16 protein-coding genes are annotated in these 21,329 nt (G+C 71.0%); 9 read left to right on the forward strand and 7 right to left on the reverse strand.

Features of this window, described 5'->3' with window-relative positions; all coding sequences use genetic code 11:
- Positions 1-18: 18 nt before the first annotated feature.
- From mgtA to D7X30_RS25075, 3 genes are all read right to left on the reverse strand, one after another.
- Positions 19-2,589, reverse strand: a complete 2,571-nt coding sequence (mgtA, locus tag D7X30_RS25065) for a magnesium-translocating P-type ATPase (RefSeq protein ID WP_233591768.1) — start codon at positions 2,587-2,589, stop codon at positions 19-21.
- Between the two features lie 124 nt (positions 2,590-2,713).
- Positions 2,714-4,645 (reverse strand): penicillin-binding protein 2, encoded by a 1,932-nt coding sequence (locus D7X30_RS25070; protein WP_120565478.1) that lies wholly within the window; start codon positions 4,643-4,645, stop codon positions 2,714-2,716.
- A 102-nt stretch (positions 4,646-4,747) separates the two neighbouring features.
- Positions 4,748-7,378, reverse strand: coding sequence for a right-handed parallel beta-helix repeat-containing protein (locus D7X30_RS25075; RefSeq protein ID WP_147443292.1), 2,631 nt, complete (start codon positions 7,376-7,378; stop codon positions 4,748-4,750).
- A 295-nt stretch (positions 7,379-7,673) separates the two neighbouring features.
- On the opposite strand from D7X30_RS25075, the gene D7X30_RS25080 reads away from it, so the two are divergent.
- Together D7X30_RS25080 and D7X30_RS25085 are read left to right on the forward strand one after the other, a co-directional pair.
- Complete coding sequence (locus D7X30_RS25080) at positions 7,674-8,333, forward strand: cytochrome b/b6 domain-containing protein (RefSeq protein WP_120565480.1); 660 nt, start codon at positions 7,674-7,676, stop codon at positions 8,331-8,333.
- Positions 8,326-9,021: a molybdopterin-dependent oxidoreductase gene (locus tag D7X30_RS25085; protein ID WP_120565481.1), complete on the forward strand. Its 696-nt coding sequence runs from the start codon at positions 8,326-8,328 to the stop codon at positions 9,019-9,021. Before D7X30_RS25080 ends, D7X30_RS25085 begins: the two co-directional genes overlap by 8 nt.
- A gap of 9 nt (positions 9,022-9,030) precedes the next feature.
- Here the strand turns inward: D7X30_RS25085 and D7X30_RS25090 are convergent, their stop codons facing one another.
- Together D7X30_RS25090 and D7X30_RS25095 are read right to left on the reverse strand one after the other, a co-directional pair.
- Positions 9,031-9,465: a hypothetical protein gene (locus tag D7X30_RS25090; protein ID WP_120565482.1), complete on the reverse strand. Its 435-nt coding sequence runs from the start codon at positions 9,463-9,465 to the stop codon at positions 9,031-9,033.
- A 13-nt stretch (positions 9,466-9,478) separates the two neighbouring features.
- Positions 9,479-10,267 carry an alpha/beta fold hydrolase gene (locus tag D7X30_RS25095; RefSeq protein ID WP_120565483.1) on the reverse strand — a complete coding sequence of 263 codons (789 nt, stop codon included), beginning with the start codon at positions 10,265-10,267 and terminating at the stop codon, positions 9,479-9,481.
- Positions 10,268-10,468: 201 nt separating this feature from the next.
- Between D7X30_RS25095 and D7X30_RS25100 the strand changes: the two genes are divergently transcribed.
- Positions 10,469-11,200, forward strand: a complete 732-nt coding sequence (locus tag D7X30_RS25100; protein WP_120565484.1) for an SAM-dependent methyltransferase — start codon at positions 10,469-10,471, stop codon at positions 11,198-11,200.
- A 133-nt stretch (positions 11,201-11,333) separates the two neighbouring features.
- Positions 11,334-12,371: a hypothetical protein gene (locus D7X30_RS41710; RefSeq protein ID WP_147443293.1), complete on the forward strand. Its 1,038-nt coding sequence runs from the start codon at positions 11,334-11,336 to the stop codon at positions 12,369-12,371.
- 21 nt (positions 12,372-12,392) lie between these two features.
- On the opposite strand, the gene D7X30_RS25105 is transcribed toward D7X30_RS41710, so the two are convergent.
- Positions 12,393-12,755, reverse strand: a complete 363-nt coding sequence (locus tag D7X30_RS25105; RefSeq protein ID WP_120580531.1) for a hypothetical protein — start codon at positions 12,753-12,755, stop codon at positions 12,393-12,395.
- 68 nt (positions 12,756-12,823) lie between these two features.
- Positions 12,824-13,444 (reverse strand): hypothetical protein, encoded by a 621-nt coding sequence (locus tag D7X30_RS25110; protein WP_120565486.1) that lies wholly within the window; start codon positions 13,442-13,444, stop codon positions 12,824-12,826.
- A gap of 284 nt (positions 13,445-13,728) precedes the next feature.
- Between D7X30_RS25110 and D7X30_RS25115 the strand changes: the two genes are divergently transcribed.
- The 5 genes from D7X30_RS25115 (at position 13,729) to D7X30_RS25135 (ending at position 21,302) form a co-directional block, all read left to right on the forward strand.
- Entirely contained in the window at positions 13,729-15,084 is a 1,356-nt protein-coding gene (locus D7X30_RS25115; RefSeq protein WP_120565487.1) for a sensor histidine kinase, read from the forward strand.
- Positions 15,081-16,037, forward strand: coding sequence for a cyclopropane-fatty-acyl-phospholipid synthase family protein (locus D7X30_RS25120; RefSeq protein WP_120565488.1), 957 nt, complete (start codon positions 15,081-15,083; stop codon positions 16,035-16,037). Before D7X30_RS25115 ends, D7X30_RS25120 begins: the two co-directional genes overlap by 4 nt.
- Positions 16,038-16,184: 147 nt before the next feature.
- On the forward strand, positions 16,185-16,607 hold the full coding sequence (locus D7X30_RS25125) for a hypothetical protein (protein ID WP_199724542.1): 423 nt from the start codon (positions 16,185-16,187) through the stop codon (positions 16,605-16,607).
- 247 nt (positions 16,608-16,854) lie between these two features.
- Positions 16,855-18,105: a DNA repair exonuclease gene (locus D7X30_RS25130; RefSeq protein ID WP_120565489.1), complete on the forward strand. Its 1,251-nt coding sequence runs from the start codon at positions 16,855-16,857 to the stop codon at positions 18,103-18,105.
- The gene (locus D7X30_RS25135; protein WP_120565490.1) at positions 18,102-21,302 is read left to right on the forward strand and encodes an AAA family ATPase; all 3,201 of its coding nucleotides are present in this window, start codon (positions 18,102-18,104) and stop codon (positions 21,300-21,302) included. Before D7X30_RS25130 ends, D7X30_RS25135 begins: the two co-directional genes overlap by 4 nt.
- Positions 21,303-21,329 lie beyond the last annotated feature (27 nt).

Here is a 21,329-nt window from a genome sequence, read left to right on the forward strand (position 1 = left end):
GGCGGGACGATTGCATCCTCAGGCGGTGTCGAAGCGGCGGAAGAACCAGCGGTTGAGCACCACCGCGCAGCCCAGGTACAGCGCCACCAGCGCGCCCAGCGATACGAGGATGGCGGGCGGCGGCGGCACGAAGCCGAAGTAGTGCCCCAGTGGCGTGAAGGGCAGCACGCAGGCCACCGCAACCACGCCCAGCGACGACAGCACCAGGAGCCGCGCGGGGGGACTGCGCGCCACGCCGCCTCGGGTGCGGATGATGAAGATGACCAGCACCTGCGTGGTCAGCGACTCCATGAACCAGCCCGTCTGGAAGAGCGGCGCCCCGGCGTGGAAGACGTGCAGCAGCACCGTGAAGGTGGCCGCGTCGAAGAGCGAGCTGAGCGTGCCGAACACCGCCATGTAGAGGCGCACGAAGCGCAGGTCCCAGCGCGTGGGCCGCGAGAGCTGCGCCGAGTCCACCGTGTCCAGCGGGATGGCCAGCTCCGACACGTCGTACAGCATGTTGTTGAGGAGGATCTGGATGGGCAGCATGGGCAGGAACGGCAGCACCAGCGACGCCAGGGCCATGCTCAGCATGTTGCCGAAGTTGGAGCTGGTCCCCATGCGGATGTACTTCATGACGTTGCCGAAGGTGCGCCGCCCCTCCAGGACGCCCTCGTGCAGGACGCCCAGCTCCTGGCGCAACAGCAGCAGCGCCGCGGCCTCGCGCGCGACGTCCACCGCGCCCGCGACGGAGATGCCCACGTCCGCCTCGTGCAGCGACGGCGCGTCGTTGATGCCGTCCCCCAGGTAACCCACCACGTGGCCGCGCTGTCTGAGCGCGCGCAGGATGCGGCTCTTCTGCGAGGGGGACACGCGCGCGAAGACGGTGGTGTCCTCCGCCCGCGCGCGCAGGCCCGGGTCGTCCAGCAGGGCCAGCTCCGCGCCGGTGAGCACGCCTTGCACCTCCAGCCCCAGCTCCTGGCAGACGTGCACCGCCACCCGCGCGTTGTCGCCCGTCACCACCTTCACCGCGATGCCCGCCTCACGCAGCGCCGCCAGCGCGGGCCGGGAGCTCTGCTTGGGCGGATCCAGGAAGGAGGCGAAGCCCGCGAAGACGAGTCCCGTCTCGTCCTCCGGGGACAGCCGCCCATCCTGGGACGGGACGTCGCGCCAGGCGAGCCCCAGCACCCGGAAGCCCTGTTCGCCCAGGGCGTCGGCGCGGGCTTGCAGCTCCTCCCGTGCGGCCACGTCCAGGGCTCGCGGCGGCCCCTCCGGGACTTCACACGCTTCGCAACGGGACAGCAGGGCCTCCGGCGCGCCCTTCACCACCAGGACGCGGCGTCCGTCCCTCTCCAGCAGCACGGACACGCTGCGGCGCTCGAAGTCGAAGGGCAGCTCGTCCTGCTTGCGCCAGCCCTGCGTGCACTCCACGCCCCGGGCCAGGATGGCCTCGTCCATGGGGCTGCGCAGGCCGGTGGCGAAGTGGCTGTTGAGGCAGGCCCACGCGAGGGTGCGCTCGCTGTGCTGGGAGGTGGCGTCCTCGGTGCGCTCCAGCCGGATGTTCGCCTCCGTGAGCGTGCCCGTCTTGTCGGTGCACAGCACGTCCATGCAGCCCAGGTCGTGCACCGCGCTCAGCCGCTTGACGATGACGTCCTGGTCCGCGAGCCGCAGGGCGCCCCGGGCGAGCGTCACCGAGACCACCATGGGCAGCAGCTCCGGAGTGAGCCCCACCGCCAGGGCCATGGCGAAGAGGAAGGACTCCAGCAGCGGACGCTCCAGGGTCAGGTTCACCAGGAGCACGAACAGCACCATCAGGACCGTGAGCCGCATCAGCATCACGGAGAAGCGGCGCGTGTCCCGCTCGAAGGCGGTGGAGGCGACGGGCGCGTCCAGTCCCCGGGCGATGCCGCCGACCTCGGTGTCGCGGCCGGTGGCGAACACGAGCGCGCGGCACGTGCCTGCCAGCACCGACGTGCCGGCGAAGACGGTGTTGCCCACCTCCGCGAGCGGTGCGTCCGCGGACGCGAGGCCCGGCGCCTTCTCCACGGGGTAGGGCTCGCCGGTGAGCAGCGACTCGTTCACGGACAGCGCGTGTGATTCCAGGAGGCGCGCGTCCGCGGGGACGCGGCTGCCGGTGGCCAGCAGGACCATGTCCCCGGGGACGAGCTCCGTGGCGGGCCGCTCCTGCTCCACGCCGTCGCGCAGCACCCGGGCGCGCAGGGCCACGGCGCCGCGCAGGCGCTCCGCCGCGTTGCTGGCGCGGTGCTCCTGGACGAAGTCCAGCGTCACGCTGATCAACACGATGACGGCGATGATGGCGGAGCTGGTCAGGTCATGGACGACGGCCGAGATGCCGCACGCCACCAGCAGCACCAGCACCAGCGGGTTGCCCAGCCGCAGCAGCAGCTCCAGCGGGAGCGGCCGGCGGCGCCGGGACTCCAGCTCATTGGGGCCCAGGGACTCGAGCCGCGCCTCGGCTTCCTGTGGGGTCAGTCCCTGTGAGGTGCTGCCCAGCCGGGCGAGGAGGGACTCGGCCGGCTCGCTCCAGGCGGGTGGCCCTTCGCGCTTCGGTGCTGGCCTCCGCCGGGAGTGGCGCGGGGGACGAGCCACGGGCCTGGTGCCCTGGCCGCTCAAGCGTTCGGCGCCCATCCTCGCAACGTGGACAGTGTCCTCCGGGGTGACCAGCCGCCAGCGCGGAGCAGGGGCACGGCGCTCGGAGGGACGGCCCCGTGCCCTAGCTGGCGTCGTCTCTCTTGAAGGAGAGGACCAAGGCCCCGTCCAACGCCTGGAGGAAGCGGATCGCTAGCGGCAGTGCGACGCGGCCGCCCACGCCGCCGCCCTCCACGAACACCGCGAAGCCGATGCCGTCACGCACGCCGACGAACCACGCGTGGGTTTCGGGCGGCACGGACAAGCCGAACTCCGCCGTGCCTGTCTTGCCCATGAGGCCCGGCATGCTTGCGGCGGACTTCGCCGTGCCGTCCGTCACCACCGAGCGCATCAGGTCGCGGAGCATGACCGTCGTGCCCGCGCCCAGCCGCGCCTCCGGGCCGGGCTCCGCGTCCGCGAGCAGGCGCGGCGCGTGCCAGACGCCGGTGGCCGCCGCCGACACGACGGTGGCCATGTGCAGCGGCGTGACCAGGACGCGGCCCTGGCCCATGGCGTCCGCCGCACGCTCGGCGTCGTCTTTCGGCGGGGGGAAGGTGGCGCCCGGTGACGGCAGTCCCACGTCGTAGGGCACCCCGAAGCCGAAACGCCGGGCCGCGTCCTCCAGCACGCGGGGGTCCAGCTTCGCCGCGAGCTGGATGAACGTCGTGTTGCACGACAGCGCGAACGCCCGCCGCAACGTGGTGGTCCCCAGCACCTCGGATTCGAAGTTGCGGAAGCGCTTGCGGCCCACCGTCACCTCCAGGGGACAGTCCACGCGGGAGTCCGGCTTCAGGCCGCTTTCGAGCAGCGCCGTGGCGGTCACGAGCTTGAACGTGGAGGCCGGGGGATAGCGCCCCATCAGCGCGCGGTGCCACCCCTCCCCGAGCGGCCGGCTGGCCATCGCCAGCACCTCGCCCGTCTTCGTGTCCACCGCGACCAGCGCGGCGGGCTGGGTGACGTCCACGAGCGCCGCCTCCGCCGCATCCTGCACGTCCATGCGCAACGTGGTGCGGACATCGCGGCCCGGCTCTCCGTCGAAGCGGTACAGCAGCTCGCCGCCACCGGCACGGCGCTGGAGCCGCACCTCACCGGAGGGACGTCCCGCCAGCGTCCGCTCCTGCGCGCGCTCCAGGCCGGACAGGCCCACCACGTCGCCCGGCTGGTAGGGCTGGCCCAGCGACTGGAGCGCCTCCGCCGTGATTTCCCCTACCCGGCCCAGCGTGTGCGCGGCGAAGCCCTCCGCGGGGCTGAGGCGCGCGGGCTTCTTGCGGAAGAAGATGCCGGGCACCGGCGCGAGCACGGGGCGAAGCTGCTGGTAGCGCTCCGGGCGCACGTCGATGAACGCGAGGAACTGCTCGGGTTGCGCGCTCGAGGCGTTCAACGCGGCGAGCACCTTCGCGGGGTCCACGCCGAGCTGCGACTGGAGCACGCTGGCCACGGCCGCGCGGTCCTTCACCCGGCCCGGCATCACGCCGATGCGAATCACCTCTCCCGGAACGGTGAGCGGCTCCCCATTCGCATCGAGCAACCCGGCGCGAGGGCCCCAGCTCCGCGTGCGGCCGAAGCGGTCTCCGGGCCGTGCGTCCGGATGGAACACCTCCGGCGTCCAGCGCAGGCTCCAGCGCTTGCTCCGGAGCACGAAGCGCAGGCGGGACTCGACCTCCCAGTCACCCAGTCCCCGCAGCGTGTGCACGCCGTGGAACCTCACCACCGCCGTGGTGGTGTCCTGGGACTCGAGCACCACCTGGTCGAAGCGCGAGGCGATGACGCCCAGGTCCTGCCTCCAACGCGCGTGCTGCGCGTCGAAGTCCTGGGGCGCGTCCACGAGCCCCTGGCGCTGCGCGGCCACGTCGTTGCGTGCCCAGGCCTCCAGGTACCGAAGGGCCAGGTCCTCGGCGCCTCCGGGCACCACGGCAGGCGTGGTGGGCGCGGCGGGCTTCGTGGCTCGCGGCGCGCACGCGGGAAGCAGCAACAGGAGGCAGAGCCCCACCCAGGAAATGACCGCCCGTCCGTACACGCGCCCTCGTCTACCGCGCCCTCTTCGCCGAGGCGAACATCCGGCGGTTCTGAACTTCATCTGGACCGACTGTCGGTCCACCGCGCGCACGCACAGCGTGGCTCAGCGGACCGTCTGCACCTGGGTCTTGCTCGCGCCGTCGCCCGTCGCCGTGATGGTCAGCGGGCCGGCGGTCGCGGCGCGGAAGTAGAAGATGCCTTCGCGCTGCTCGTTCTTGAGGCTCACCACCGACACGGGCTCATCCGCGCAATCCGACCGCAGGTGGAAGGTCGCGCCCGGATCCGACGCGGCCAGCGTCACCTCCGGCACGGACAGCGGGGCCAGGTTGCCCATCAGGTCCCAGCCCTGCACCACCAGCTCCTCCGAGCATGTCTCCGCCTCCAGGGTCCGCTCCGGAGTGACGAAGCCCACCTGACGACCAGCTCCCTGCGTCTCCACGTCCACGGCGACGGCGTTCTCGTACACCTCGCCGTTGTACCCGTCACCGGTGATCCGGTTGCGGCTGATGAGGTTGGCGGTCCCGTTGTCATAGATGGCGGCCTGGTAGGAGGTGTTGGTCAGCTTCGCCTTCGTCAGCGTGTTGCCGAGCACCTGGATGCTCTGGGGCTCAGCGGGAGGCGTGAAGCCATCATCCACCGCCTGGGACAGGTCGACGCCGACGTCGTTCTCCTCCAGTTCGTTGTCCTCGATGCGCAGGTCGTGGCACAGCTCCCGCCCCGCGCCGTAGTACTCGCCGCCCACCACCAGGATGCCGGAGCCCGTGGCCGCACGCTTCGGGTCCCCGTCCCACAGGTACGCATTGCCGTGCACCCGGTTCCCCGCCACCTGCCCGGAGACGCCGTATGCGAGCTGGATGCCGATGCGCGCGATGCGGTCGGTGGGCGCCAGGCCATCGATGACGTTGTCCTCCATCGTCACCTCGACCCGCCCCTGCACCGCCACGCCCACCTTCTGGTAGCCCATCAGCTCGCTGTCCCGGATGACCAAGGTCACCGGCGTGGCCCCCGCCGCGCTGTTGCGCACGTCGATGGCGAAGCCCTCCTGGCATCCGCTGCTGCCTCCCTGGTTCAGGTCCTTCACCGCCGTGTTCTCGATGGTGCTGCTCGCGTCCTCCAGCAGGATGCCGCGCAGCCGGTCCACGCCCTCGTCACACACGTCCGACAGGTTGCGCGCCGTCACCGTCACGTCGCGCACGTTCGCCACCGCGCCCCGGTTGCGAAGCACCGCGCCCTTGTAGTTGTCCCCCGCCCCGTCCTCGGACGCGGTCAGCGTGTGCCCGCCCCCGTCGAACGTGAAGCCGTCCGGGATGAACACCGCGCTCTGCACCACGCAGTCCTCGCGCAGCGTCACCTGTCCGGGCGACAGGGTGATGGCGCAGGCGGTCTCTCCCGGGCCGCAGCGACGGCCCATCCAGGTCACGGGGAAGGAATGCCGCGAGCTCGCGCCCGAGGCGTTCGTCACCACCAGCTCCACGGTGGGCGTCACGTCCGTCGGCACGCAGGAGAGCTCCGTCCAATCCACCGTGCTCGTCGCGGCATCCCCCACCGGAGTGCCGATCGCGCCCACGTTTGACGCCCAGGCGAACGTCATCGCCTCGGCGCGCGGATCCAACGCTTCCACCGTGAACGTCACGCGTTCGCCCGCGAGCGCGCTCGTGGCGGACTGCGACGTGGTCTTCACGATGGGCGGCGCCTCCGCCCGCACGCACAGGTTCACGAGTTGCTCCGTGCTTCCACCAAAGCTGTCCGTCACGGCGCCCTTCAGCTGACAGCCGCAGTCCAGGGGCGCCGCCGTCGGAGTGAAGGAGGGATTGGCCCGGGTGACGCCCTCGAAGGTGCCTTCGCACGTCGCGCTCCAGGAGTAAGTGAGCGCGTCTCCGTCCTCGTCCGCCACCGTCGCCTGGACCTGGAAGGGAGTGCCCAGCATGACCCGCTGGGGCTCTCCGGCCACGGCGGCCACGGGCGAGCGGTTGAACCACGTCTTCCGCAGCGACGCGGGCCCGCGCACGGTGCCCACGCCGATGTGGAACTGGAGCGTGGACTCCGCGCCCTGTGCGTCCGTGACCCGCAGGAGAATCAACGCGTCATCCTTGAGGGTCGGGTCGTATCCGGTGCCAGCATCGGGGACCGGCGGGCGCGCTGCTGTCCATTCACAGGTCGCGTCCTCGCAGGCGAGCACCCCGCCGGAGGCGGTCCATTCGTAGGTCAGCGCCCCCTCCTCCTGGTCACTCACCTGCGCGCTCAACGCCACGGTGTCGCCAGGAGCCACGATGCCGCTTTGCGCCCGCACCCCGTGGATGCGAGGCGCATGGTTGGCCAGCCCTGGCGCGCCAGACTCCGGCAGGGGCACCAGGACCAGGAGCGCCTCCCCATACAGCGACAGCTTCACCCCGGCATCCACACTCAGGGGAGCCATCCCCGCCTCCGTGGAATCCCGGGCGGTCACGGCCAGTTGGAGCTCCTCCTCGGGAGACTCCGGCTTGACGACGGCCGACCACGCGATGCCGCCATCTGGATCCGTCGCGGACGTCAGCGCCTTCGTCTCCGTGGTGCCCGACGCGTGCGTCACCGAGGCCGTCACCTCGATGACCTCCAGGGACCGGGGCGGCGCGACCACGAGCCGCGCACCACCGGCCAGCGGTGCCGTGAAGGCGGGCTCCTCCTCCACGCAACCCAACGTGCTCAGCAGCAACAACCCCACGAGGTGCAACACACGGGCGGGTTTCAGGGTCACGGCATCCTCGGGGAAGGCGGACGGGATGAGAACGATACCGGCTCATTCCCACCCGTCCAATCCACGGGACCCGCCGCCCCTGTGCGCACCACACGCCGTCCAATGCCTGCCAATCCCCCGCGACCCGAGGGCCGGTGCTACGGCAATCCTTGCTCGGCGCTGTACGGCTCGACCGGTCGTTGCCCAACTCCGGCAGGAGGGCTTCACACCGCGACAGCGAAGTCCTCTCCCGAGCGTTCGCGCCACCCTCCCGCCGCATGGTCCCGGACCGCATCGCGGTGCTGCATTCCACCGAGTGCACCCGCCCGAGTCCCGCCGTCCCCAGCCCTGGCCCATCCGGCTCGCCCACTGGGCCAACGTGCCGCTGCTCGCCATCCTCGCGGCCAGCGGGTTGCAGATCCTCGTCGCGTATCCGCTCATGGGAGCTCGCGGGAGGCCCTTCGCGCTCTATCCCTTCCAGGACGCCGTGCCGCCGTCGTGGCTGCGCCTGGGGGACTGGCTCGCGGGGGCGCGAAGCTGGCACTTCGCGTTCGGCTGGTTCCTGGCCCTCAACGGCTTCGTCTACGTGCTCTACCTCGCCATCAGCGGCGAGTGGCGCCGCCGCCTGTTCCTCCCGCGCCGCGACACGCGCGATGCAGTGGCCACGCTCGCGTACTACCTGCGGCTGCGCCCCGCGCCCGCGCAAACGGGGCTCTACAACGGGCTCCAGCGGCTGGCGTACAGCGCCACGCTGCTCATGGGCGCGCTGTCCGTCCTGTCCGGGCTCGTCCTCTACAAGCCCGTGCAGCTCCAGTGGCTCACGGCCCTCTTCGGTGGCTACGACCCCGCGCGCTTCGTGCACCTGCTGCTGCTCGCGCTGTTCGCGTTCTTCACCGTGGGCCACGTCGTCCTGGTCGCCCTGCACCCGCGTACCTTCGGAGAGATGATCACCGGCGGGAGGAAGCCCGATGTCTGAGCGCGTCCTCACCCGCCGCCGCGTCCTCCTGGGCGCCACCGCGCTCGCCACCAGCGCCTGCGACTCCCAACATCCGCGCGCAGGCTTCCTCGGCGTGATGGACCGCTTCAACGAGCGCGCCCAATCCGCCCTCTTCCACCCCAGCCGGCTCGCCCGCGAAGAGCCCGTCGAGCAGCTCACCCCACCCGGCGACTTCCCCCAGTACTTCCTCTCCGAAAACGTGCCCCTGGCCCCCGCTGGCTGGCGGCTGGAGGTGGGCGGGCTGGTGGCCCGGACGCGCGCCTTCACGCTGGAGGAATTGCAGCGGCTGCCCCGGACCGACTACCGGATCCGCCACCACTGCGTGGAGGGCTGGAGCGCGGTGGCGTCGTGGCACGGAGTGAGCCTCCGCGACCTGGCGCAAGCCGTGGGCGCGGACACGCGCGCGGGGTTCGTGGAGTTCCGCTCGTTCGACCAGGGCTACTACTCGTCCTGGGACGCGCCGAGCGCGCTGCACCCGCAGACCGTGCTCGCGTACGGCATGAACGGAGCGCCGCTCATCCCCGGCCACGGCGCGCCGCTGCGCCTCTATTCGGGCGTGAAGCTGGGCTACAAGATGGTGAAGTACCTCACCACCGTGCGCTTCCTCCCGGAGGCCACGGGGGGCACCTGGGAGGACCGGGGCTACGAGTGGTTCGCCGGCGTGTAGCGAACGCCTTCAGCGCTTGGAGGTGACGACACCCGGCAGGAACGGCGTGAAGCCGCGCTTGCGCAGGCTCTCGCGCTCGGCGAGCAGGGCCGCCAGGGCGGCTTCGCGCGTGGGGAAGTGGTTCACCGCGGCGCCGTTGATGACGCCGCTGGTGCCAATGTACATGAGCGTCATCTCGTCGCCGCCGTAGCGGTACGAGCGGTGCGTGTTGCGCTCCAGCACCTCGCGGCGCACCTTGCCGAAGGTGCGTCCCGCCGTGTGGCGGACGATGAGCCCACTCAGGTTGATGAGCAGGTCCACCCGGCCGTTGAACTTGGCGAACTGCGCCTCCACCTCGTCCCGCCAGCGAAACACGTCCTCGTCCGACACCAGGATGCAGTCGGTGAAGTGCGCGGTGACGACGTCGTGCTCGGCGTCGCGCTCGAACGACATACCCCAGGCCATGGCACGTCCTCCTTCAGGCCTGCGCGGTGTTGCCCGCGAGGAACGCCGACACCAGCGCGGCCGTCTCCGCCGGACGCTCCACCTGGGGGTAGTGCCCCGGCCCCGGCAGGTGCGTCATGCGCGCGTTCTGGATGAGCCCCACCACCGCCTGCTTGAGGAACACGGGCGGCAGGAACGGATCATCCGTGGCCACCACCAGCGTGGGCGCGGTGATGGCGGACAGCCGGTGCGCGAAGCCGCCCGCCGTCCAGGAATCGAAGCACTGCTCGATGGCGTCCTTCGACACCGCGCCCGAGTCCTTCAGCAGGACCTCCAGCGACTCCGGCGACAGCTGCTTGCAGGCCAGGCCCAGGATGGTCTTCTGCTTCTCCCGGTCCCCCGCGGAGGTGCGGAACAGCCCGGCCGCGTCCGGAGGCAGGGGCAGCCCCGACGCGGGCACGGTGTTGAGCAGCACCAGTCCGCTGACGCGCGAAGGCGACTCCGCCGCCACCCACTTGGCGATCTGCCCGCCCATGCTGTGGCCCACCAGAACGAAGCGCTGCGCCTTCGCGTGGTCCGCCACCGCGAGCACGTCCTTGGCGTACTGCTCCAGCGTGTACCCCGACGCCGGCCGTCCGGACGCCCCGGTGCCCCGGTGGTCCGGGACGATGAGCCGCAGGCCGGTCATGTCCAGCTTCTCCAGCATCGAGTCCCACACCGCGCCGGACACCATCCACCCGTGCACCAGCACCACGTCGCGAGGACCGTCCCCGAACACCCGGTAGTTCAGGGGTGTTCCATCCGTCGCGGTGGTCGTGGGCATGGGGGCTGTCCTCTTCGGGGGGAAAGACTGAGAAGTCACGTCTTGCAGGGGAGGCGTAGCAAGCCACGAGTGGGGCATGGCCGTCCACCTGCTCGAGGGTTGCCTGACGGTCCGAGGGGCGAGCTGTCCTGACGGGTAGGTGCACGTGGAGGGAATGAAGGGTGGGAGCGGGTGCGCGCTTACGGCAGACTCGGGTGCGTCATGACGGATGGACGCAGCGGGACGACGGGAGCGAAGCGCACGGTGTACTGCGAGGACGCGCTCGCGTGGCTGGACGCGCGGCCGGTGTTGGAGGGGTGCTCGATGGTGGCGTCGATGCCGGACGTCTCCGAGTTCCCGCAGCTCACGGTGCCCCAGTGGAAGGACTGGTTCGTGGGGGCGGCGGCGAAGGTGTTGTCGCGGGTGCCGGCGGACGGGGTGGCGGTGTTCTACCAGTCCGACGTGAAGAAGGACGGGGCGTGGGTGGACAAGGGCTACCTGGTGTCGAAGGCGGCGGAGGCCGCGGGGTGCGACACGCTCTGGCACAAGGTGGTGTGTCGCAGGACGCCGGGGACGGTGACGTTCGGGAGGCCGGCGTACTCGCACCTGCTGTGTTTCAGCCGGGGGTTGAAGACGGACGCGGCGAAGTCCACGGCGGACGTGTTGCCGGACCCCGGAGAAGTGACGTGGACGCGAGGCATGGGGCTCAACGCGTGCCTGGTGGCGTGCCGCTTCATCCTGGAGCAGACGCGCACGCGCACGGTGGTGGATCCGTTCTGTGGCCACGGCACCGCGCTCGCGGTGGCCAACGCGCTGGGTCTGGACGCGGTGGGCGTGGAGCTGAGCCGCAAGCGAGCACGCCGCGCGAGGAACCTCCAGGCGGCGTGGACGGGCGGGAAGCTGGTGCTGTCCAGTGCGAGCGGTGACGGCGAAGAAGACGCGTCGCCGGAGTGACGGCTCAGGCGTCGTCCTCGAAGTATGAGCGTAGATGGCTTGCGGCTCTATTGCGCCCCAGGCTTCATGACTGAGAACAAAGGAGGAAGACGCAGTGCCCACTACGAATCAGGCGCTAGATTCGCTTAGGAGCATGCAGGAAAGCATCGAAGCAAAGCTCAGGCGTTCCATTGACCATCCTGGATTTGCTGCGCGCCTCATGGACGCAGTGACGCGCATTCGAACGGGTTCTCGGTCGGCGCTAACTCGTGCTCACGAGGTAAGTACTGAAATACAACGACCAGCCACCGAGGCACGTGACAAAGCAAATCTCCAACTTCAAGACTTACAACAAGAGTATTCAAAGCAGCAACAAGCAGTTGGCTTTGCCAGCAACCACGCTGAGCGCGAAACGGCCCAACTGCATGCTCGCGAACTTGAGCGAGACTTGATGGAGCTAGGCAATAAAATCAACCAACTCACCTCCAAATCAAACATCGAAGTCGCCAGAATTCTCGAACAAGAAACAAAATCTTTTGACAGCCTGATTTCCGAAATGAGTGGCTATCTCGATGACGCGTCCGCGATGCTGCGCGGACTAGATGCCACCGAGAAGGTCAAGGAAGTCGTAAAAGCTGACTTTGCAACAAAATCAGAATCCTTCTTGGAGGCTGCCAATTTTCATCAAAACCAAGCCAGCTGGATGCTTGTGTCAATGGCTATCATCGCCCTCACGCTCATAACTGGCATTTACATACTTTTCATTCATTGGCCTGCCCTACCAACGCCTCCATCTGCTGGTTCAGCCTACCGAATCCCAATTGACCAAATCGTTCTTCTCGTGACAGGCCGCATAGCGTTTCTGCTCCTTGCGGGATGGGCCTTAAAGTACGTTGCAGAACTTCACCGGTCCCATGCTGAACAAGCCGTTATTTACCGAGACCGCAAAGCTGCATTAGGAATCGCAGAAGCAATGCTCGCAGCGTCACCAGGAGATGACCAACAACGCGAACTCCTCAGGATGCTTGCCGATGGATATCTCAACTTCGAGCAAAGCGCATTCCGTCGACATCACAGCGCCGCAACAAAGGAACCTGCCATTGATGTTCAAATCAAAAGACTCAAGGATGCGGTTGAGGCTGTGAGACCGCTTCTGGAGCCAGTTGCAAAAGCCTATGAGAAAGCGAAGTAGCAGTCACAAAACTATGCATCCTTAAGGGCGCTCGCGACGGCGGCGACGGGAGAGCTCACGGAGCGCGCGCGACGGCTTCGGGGGTGCAGCCACCGCCTTGGCCACCCGGTCGAAGTCCTTCGCGGGCAGGACGATGGACTCCTCGTCCATCGCCTTCCACTCCAGCCGGGTCAGCGCTGGAGAGCTGTACTCGCGCAGGGGCTGTCCGGGCTGGAGCGGCACGAAGGCGAGCCGGGAGCCCCGGCGCGCCTCCAGCACCACCTTGTCCAGCAGGCTGATGGCCTCGGTGATGATCTCCGAGACGTCCCCACCCAGCTCGCGCCGCAGCCGTTGGACCTGCTCCATGACCGGGTCGGAAACGGTGGGTTGCAATCGATGGGACATGGCGAGCACTCCTGACTCACTTCTGATGCGGAAGTGAGTCACTTAGTCCTCGCGCTTCGGAGATGCAATCAGGCCGCTTGCGCTCCCGCGAGCGCCTGGGCCACGTCCTTCTCCAGCTGGGTGAGGAACGTCTCGAACAGGCGCTCCTCCAGCGCGAGCGCGGGCTCCAGCGTCGTGCCCACCTTCTCCAGGCGCTCCATGCACGCGTCCTCGATGGCGCGGCGGTGGGACTGCTCCTCCACCACCACGCGCCCCAGCTCCTCGCGCACCACTGCGTGCCGCGTGGCCGCCTTGTAGAGCGGGTAGAGCACCATCGCCCGGCGCTCCACCACCGACGTGGTGAGCAGGTAGTGCAGGTACACGTCCGTCGTTCCCGTGACGCCCGTCACCCACTCCGCCAGTTGCCGATCCAACGACTGGAACCACGCGGACGCCGCGCCCACGCTCAGGAACTCCGTCACGTCCTCGCGGCCCGCCACCTCACAGGCCAGCCGCTTGAACGTGAACGCGTGGCGCGTCTCGTCCGCCAGGTGCCCCAGCACCTCCTGCGACGGGTGCCGGTCCGCCACCGTGCGCGAAATCTTCCGCGCCCCGATGAACTCCAGCAGCGACAACGTGTGCAGCCACCGCACCTCCAACTCCGGAACCTGGGCCAGCTGCCGCAACACCGTCTGGATTCTGTCACGCATGGGGCGCCCCTCTATCGCGCCCCGCACACCCTCCCAAGCACTGTCGCTCCGGACAGGAGTCATCACTCTCCCTGACCGGGAAGCCAGGGACGGCGGACTGGCCAACAATGTCCATGCCCCCGCGTTTGACCGGGGCGCCCCCGTCGCTTTTGCTTCTCCGTGTCGAGGGCTGTGCCTGGTGCCGGGGGGTTGACCAGCATGCGTCCATATCGCGGAGACCTTCATCCGTCCGGGCCCCGTCCTGCCCGCGCCGCCGTGTCCCGGTCCGGCACCGGAGCGCGCGCATGAAGTCCCCGCCCCTGTCCTCCTGCCAGGGAGTGACGGCCTTTCGCCGCTGGATGCGCGCCCAGGACGCGGGCCGGCTCCTCGCGTCCCTGCGTGCGCGCCCCCTCGCGGGCTACCTCCTCCGGGGCTCGGCGCTCGTGGGCGCGGTCGCGTGGGCACCCGGCGCCCACCCCTTCTTCGCCGTGCCCTTCACCCCCGCGCTCGCGTGCTTCCTGCCCGGCGCCGTCCACCGCGTCGCCTTCGCCTGCGTGCACGCGCGCCACCGGCGCGTGGGGGCCGGGAGCTGGCTCGCGTGGCTGCCGGGCCTGGCGCTGGAGCACTTCTTCCTCGCGGGCCTCACCGCGCTCGCCGCGCCTCGCGGAGCGCTCGTCCTCGGCGTGCTGCTCATCGGCACCTCGGCGGTGCACGGCCGGCGCTACCGGGTGACGTGGCGCGAGCCCTTCCTCATGGTCGGCACGCTCGTGGCCCTGCTGGGCGCGGCGGCCCTGGCGTGGCACTCCCAGAACGGGCTGCTCCTCGCCGTCGTGGGCCCCGCGGCCCTCGTCGCCCAGCTGTACCTGGGCTCGCTCGCCATGCGCTACGACCAGGCCCGCTCGGACGCGGACCGCCTGCGCGCCGCCGTGCACGCGCAGCTCGTGGAGCAGCAGGAGCGCGACGTGGGCCGCCTCACCCAGGCCATGGCGGAAATCCTGGGCCACCAGCAGGGCATGGACCAGGCGCTGCACGAAGCCGGCACCGCCGCGGACATGATGAAGGCCTTCGGCACGCAGCGCGGCGTGCTCGCGCGCACCGGCTTCGAGGACCAGGCCCGCCAGCTCCAGGACAGCCTGCGGCAGCTCCAGGAGATGGTGAAGGAGGTGCGCGCCAAGAGCCGCCGCTTCGCCGGCACGGAGCCGGAGGCCGTGGACCTGGGACTGGTGCTGGAGTCCGTGCAGGCCCAGGTGTCCCTGCGCTTCCCCGACGTGGACATCCACGTGGAGATGCAGATGTCGCGGCCGCCTCGAGCGCTCCTGCGCGGCGGGCCGCTCACGCTGCGCCGGGTGGTGGAGAACCTGGTTGTCAACGCATGCGAGGGCAATGGCGAACAGGGCGCGTCCCGGGTCTTCATCCGAGCGCGCACCGAACCCCTCAGCGGGCGCCTGGAGGTGGAGATCGAGGACGACGGACCTGGCTTCCCTCCGGAGCGCCTCAACGCGCCCGCGGAGGAGCTCTACACGACCAAGTCCCAGGGCACGGGACTGGGCCTCTACACCAGCGAGTGCCTGCTCCGCGCCAGCGGAGGCCTGCTGCACCGGCACAACGGACCGGGCGGCGGCGCCCTGCTCCGCATCCTGCTGCCCCGGGAGTACCCATGAAGCCCCTCAGCGCCCCCACCCTGACGCCGTCCACGACCCTGACGCGCGGGCGCGACGCGAATGAGGCGGTGGCCCCGTCCAGCGGCCCGCCCCTGCTCACCCTGTTCGACGTGCGCGCCTACCATGAAGCCCTCGCCGCGCGCGGCCTCGCGCGCCAGGGTACGAGTCCGCGCGTGTACTGCCACACGGGCCTGGTGGACCGGCTGCCTCCGCCCGGCACGCCGGGGCCGGAGCTGCGCGAGCGGCTGAGGGACTCGCAGGAAGCGATGCTCGCGGAGCTGGCACGCGCCATGGGCCCCTTCCCGGACGGCGGTGAGGTGCTCGACATGGGCAGCGTGCTGGGCGGCAGCGCGCTGTACTGGGCCCAGGAGCACCGCGCGCGCGTGACGGCGATGGTGACCGTGCCCACGCACCTGGAGCAGGTGCGCCGCTTCGTGCACGAGGCGGGCATGGGCGCGCACGTGCAGGTCCGGCAGTGCACGGGCGAGCCGCCCCGGACCCGCGAGAGCTACGACGCCGTCATCGCCGTGGAGAACACCTGCGCCCTGCCCCGCGCGGAGTGGCTGCGCGGCGTGCACGCCCGGCTCAAGCCCGGCGGCATGCTCGCCGTCGCGGACTGCTTCTGGGTGCGGCCCAACGCCGTGCATCCCTCCGAGAACGCGTGGAGCCGGCACCTGGGCAGCGTGAACGCGTTCCTCGCCGACGCGCGCGATGCGGGCCTGGAGCTGGAGGCGCACGACGACGTGTCCGCGCAAGCGGTGGGCTTCTGGACGCTGGGCTCGGAGCTGCGCGTCCACGAGCACCTGGCCCGTGCGCCCACGGACGCGCACAGCCTGCGCGCCGCGCTCAACGCCGTGCGCACCGAGTCGCGCCGCGAGCACCTGTGGCTGCAACAGGGCCTGCTGGATGGAGGCCTGGAGTACGCGCTGCTCGTGCTGCGCCGTGAGGCCTGAGCCATCACTCCCGAGCATGCGGCCTGGCGGGCCCCTGCCCCATGGCACGTGGGGAGGGCGGCCCGGCGGCGTGCAGCCCCCGGACGATGTCCCTGCGTCGCCGCACCCCCAGCCTTGGGTTCGTCACACCAACAAGGGGGGTCGAGCATGAAGGGTTTCACGCGATGGATGGTGCTGGGGGCGGTGGCGGGCGCGCTGGCCCTGACCGGGTGCCAGAGCAAGGACCGCTCGCAGGAGAACATGGGCGGCGGGACGGGAGGCTCCGGAAGCACCCAGGGGACCCAGGGCACCGAGCCCGGCATGGGTGCGGGGCATGAACAGAGCACGAGCCCACCCCCGAGCCAGGGCGAAGGTTCGACGATGGACCAGGGCATGGGCGGATCCGGCTACGACGCGGGCACGGGCGGATCCGGCTACGACTCGGGCACGGGTGGCTCCGGCTACGACTCGGGCACGGGCGGCTCCGGCATGGAGGAGGGCACCGGCACCGGCATGGAGGGCTCCGGTGGCTCGGGCAGCACCACCGGCGGCAACACCGGCTCCGGCACGGTCCCCGAGCCCACCCGCTAGGCACTGAGCCTCGGGACGGCGCGGGCGTGCCCTGGTGGCGCGCCCGCGCCCCTCCTCGAATCTTCATCAGCGCCCGCGTTGCCGGGCGCCCAGGAAGCGCAAGAGGGCTGGACGCGCATCCAACGTGCCGGATTTCCACCGGTGAACTCCCCGTACGACCTGGGGACATGTCCTGTGTCCACAGGCGCATCACACCTGGGGGCGGGAAAGTCGAGGGACGACGGGACTCGGGTACGGTGCCCGCACGATGCGCTTCTCCTTCGTGCACGCCGCGGATCTCCATCTGGACACGCCGTTCCGGGGAGTGGCCACGCACGGCCCGCTCCTGGAGCGCTTCCAGCAGTCCACCTTCCACGCGCTCGCGCGCATCGTGGACGTGTGCCTGCGCGAGCGTGTGACGTTCCTCCTGCTGGCCGGGGACCTGTTCGACGTGAAGGACCGCTCGGTGCGCGCGCGGCTGGCCCTGCGCACGGAGCTGTCGCGGCTGGACCGCGCGGGCATCCAGACCTTCATCGTCCACGGCAATCATGATCCGCTGAGCGGGGACACCGGCACGCTGGGGCTGCCCGCGTCGGTGAAGGTGTTCGGGCCGGAGTGGGAGGACGTGGAGGTCCAGCGAGAGGGCCGCAGGCTGTGCCACGTGCAGGGCGTGTCCTATCCGGACGTGGAGGTGCGCGAGAACCTGTCCGCGCGATTCCGCCGCACCGGCGAGCACTTCAGCGTGGGCCTGTTGCACGCGAACCTGGGCGGCGACGCGGGCCACGCGAACTACGCGCCCTGCACGGCCGCGGACCTGGCGGCGGGCGGGCTGGACTACTGGGCCCTGGGCCACGTGCACACGCGCGCGGAGCACCTGCTGCCCGGCGGCGGCGTGGCGGTGTACCCGGGCAACCCGCAGGGCCGGCACGTGCACGAGACGGGCGAGCGCGGCTGCGTGGTGGTGGACGTGGAGGACGGCGTCGCGAGCAGGAGGTTCGTGCCGGTGGACCGCGTGCGCTGGCACCGGCTGGACGTGCCGCTCGCGGGCGTCACGTCGCTGGACATGCTCCAGGCGGTGGCCACGGAGGTGGTGGAGTCGCGCTGCGCGGAGGACTTCGACGGGCACGCGGTGCGCCTCACGCTGGCTGGACGCGGCCCGCTGCATCGGGAGCTCGCGCGGCCGGGAGCGAGGACGCAGCTGGAGGCGGACCTGCGCGAGCGGTTGGCGCGCGCGCACCCGCCGGTGCTGCTGGAGTCGCTGCGCGATGGCAGCCGGCCGGAGGTGGACCTGGAGGCGGTGCGCGCCGGGGGCGGCTTCCTGGGCACGCTGCTGGAGGAGGCGCAGGCCCTGTCCCATGACGACGAAGCGCTCGCGTCGCTGTGGGACGACGAGGACCTGACGACGCTGGGGCAGCGCCTCAAGCGGTTGGGCGTGGATGCGCTGGAGGCGCCCCGGCCGGAGCTGGTGGCACAGGCGGGCCAGCGCGGCGTGGAGCAACTCCACGAGGAGGCATCATGAAGCCGGGCCTGCGCATCAACCGCTTCCAGGTGGACGGCTTCGGGCACTTCCGGGGGTACTCGGGGACGCCGGGGCCGGGGCTCACGCTGCTGTACGGGCCCAACGAGGCGGGCAAGAGCACGCTGCTGGCGTTCCTGCGCGGCGTGCTGTTCGGCTTCGAGAAGCGCGGCCAGCCAGAGCGCTACGAACCGGAGGGCGCGCTCTTCGGCGGCGAGCTGTGGCTGGAGACGGCGTCGGGCCCGCTGGTGGTGCACCGCCACGGGGGCAAGCGCGCGTCGGAGGGCACGCTCACGGTGCGCGGCCTGGATGGACAGCCGCTGCCGGAGACGCTGCTCGACCAGGCGCTGGCGGACGTACCGCGCGAGCTGTTCTTCGAGGTGTTCGCCTTCCGCCTGGATGAGCTGTCGTCGTTCCAGCGGCTCGCGCAGCAGCGCGGCGTGTCGGAGGCGCTGTTCGCCGCGGGCATGCAGGGCGCGCGAAGGTTGCCGGAGGCGGTGGAGCGGCTGCGCAAGGACGCCGAAGCGCTGTACGCGCCGCGCGGGCAGAAGCCGGAGTTGAACCGCGTGATGAAGGAACTGGAGGAGGTGCAGCAGACGCTGCGCGAAGCGGGAGACCGGCCCGCGCTCTACTTCTCCACACGCGACCAACTGGCGGAGCGCATCGCGGAGGGCCACGCGCTGGAGGTGGCGCGCAAGCACACCGAGCATGAGCTGGACCACGCCTCGCGCCTGGAGTCCGCGCTGGGGGACCTGGCGGTGCTCGCGCGCGACCGGGCGGAGCTGGCCACGCTGCCGGTGCTGGACACCTTCCCGCCGGGCGCGGAGACGCGGCTGGAGGACGTGCTCCAGCGGCGCAAGACGTACCGGGCCCAGCAGGCGCAGCTGCATGAGCGGCTGGCGCCCATCGAAGAAGCGCGGGAGCGGCTGGCGGCCCCATGGCCCGTGCGCGAGCGCGCGGAGTCCCTGCGCACGGCGCTGGCCACGTACTCCGGACACTCCGAGCAGCTTCGCTCGCTGCCCGCGCGCAGGGCGTCGCTCACCTCGCGGCGGCGGCAGCTGGAGCAGTCGCTGGGAGAGCTGGGGCTCGCGGTGGACGCGGGCGGGCTGCTCGCGATGGACCTGGGCGCGCGGGCGCGAGGAGAGCTGGAGTCAATCGCGGGGAGGCTGGACGCGGCGGACACGGCGCTCGCGCAGTCGGAGGCGGAGCAGGCGCGCACGCGCGAGGAACGGGCCCGGCTGGAGACGGCGCTGGGGCGGGTCCAGGCGGAGCTGGAGGCGCTGCCCGAGGAGCGGCCCGCGCAGGTGCGGCAGCGGCAGGCGGCGGTGGGACGGATGCGCGCGGTGCGCGGGGACCTGGAGCGGCTGGCCGAGCAGCGGCTGGAGCAGCGCCGTCAGATGGACGGAGTGCGGGCGCCCACGGACGCGGTGCCGCTGCGCTCGCTACTGCCGCTGTCGTGGGTCGTGGCGGCGGCGCTCGTGGCGCTGGGGTTCGCGGCGCTCGCGGCGTGGCTCGCGGGTCCGTCGGTGGGCGTGCTGTGCGCGGTGGGCGGCCTGCTGCTGGTGGGGTTGCTGCTGTTCGTGCGCCACCGCGTGGAGACGGCGCGCAAGGCCAGCCTGGAGGCGCAGGCGGCGCGGCACCGCTGGCGGCAGCAGGAGGAGGAGCGCTTCCGTTCGGTGCAGGCGGCGATGAGCGCGCGCGAGGAACTGCTCCAACGCGAGCTATTGAACGCCTCCGGCGCGGCGGGGCTGTCCCCGGGCGCGTCGCTGTCGGACCTGGCCGCGCAGGAGTCGCAGCTCGCGGAGCAGCTGACGCAGGCCGAGCGGCGCGAGCTGCTGGTGCGCGAGGAGGACACGCTGCGCACGGCCTGGGACGCGTCAGTGCGCGAGGACCAGCGCGTGGAGGAGGCGCGGCTGCGCGCGAGCCAGCGCGAGGAGGTGCTGCGCGAGGAGTGGATGGCGTTCCTGGTGGCGCGCCGCTTCCCGGAGGCCCTCTCCGCGGCGTCGGCGCTGACGCTGTGGCTGGATGCCGCGGCGCTGCGACAGCGGCGCTTGGACCTGCGCACGGACGAAGAGGAGTTCACGGTGGCGGAGGCCGCGTGCGACGCGGTGACGACGCGGCTGCTGCAGGAAGCGCGGGCGGCGGGCCTGCCCCAGGGGCCGCCGGAGACGGTGGCCGCGCGGGTGTCCGTGGCGCTGGAGGAGGTGCGCTCGAGGGCGGCCGACCAGCGGCACCTAGACGGCCAGCGCGGCGAGCTGCTGGCGGAGAAGGCGCGCCTGGACCAGCTGGCGCTGGACGAGGACCAGGCGTGGGAGGCGCTGCTCACGGAAGGCGGATGCCAGGACGAGGCCACCTTCCGCCGCCGCGCGGTGCAGGCGCGAAGGTACGCGGAGCTGGCGGCCCGGGTGCGCGAGCACGTCCAGCGGGTGCAGGCACTCACCGGCCTGGGTGAGAACGCGGCGAACGAGGAGGTCCACGCGGCGGGCGGTGAGACGGGCCTGAAGGAACAGCTCGCCACGCTGCGCGAGCGCCACAAGGCCGAGGGCGAGCGGCACAAAGCCGTGCTCACGGAGCAGGGCAGCCTGAAGACGCAGCTGTCGCAGTGGGAGAACGACGACCGAGTGTCGCGGCTGCGCATCCATGAGGAGACGCTGCGCGCGAAGGCGGCGGAGCTGGCCACGCGCTACGCGGCGGACCGGCTGACGCTGGCGTTGCTCGGAAGGGCCCGCCGGAGGTTCGAGGAGGAGCAGCAGCCGCGCGTCATCCAACTGGCGAGCGAGCTGTTCTCCGAGCTGACGGCGGGGCGCTACCGCCGCGTCTTCATCCCGGCCGGGGACGCGCGCGAGCTGCGGGTGAGCGACGGCGCCAGGGACTGGAGCGCGGAGCAGCTGTCCCGGGGCACGCGCGAGCAGCTGTTCCTCGCGTTCCGGCTGGCCGTCATCCGCGACTTCGGGGAGACGCGGGGCGCGCTGCCGCTCATCACGGACGACGTGCTGGTGAACTTCGATCCGGAACGGGCCCGGGGCGCGGTGCGGCTCTTCGCGAGGCTGGCGGAAGCCCACCAGGTCATCGCCTTCACCTGCCACCCGTGGCTGCGCGAACAGTTCGAAGCGGAAGGCGCCCACGTCCTGGAGCTGCCCGGCGCCACGAAGTCCTCCCGCGAAGGTGCCCAACCCTTACGGGTGGTCTCCAGCGGATAGGCAGGCGCACAAAAAAATACTGGGAGC

The organism is Corallococcus sp. AB011P, assembly GCF_003611605.1.
Taxonomy (GTDB): Bacteria; Myxococcota; Myxococcia; order Myxococcales; family Myxococcaceae; genus Corallococcus; species Corallococcus coralloides.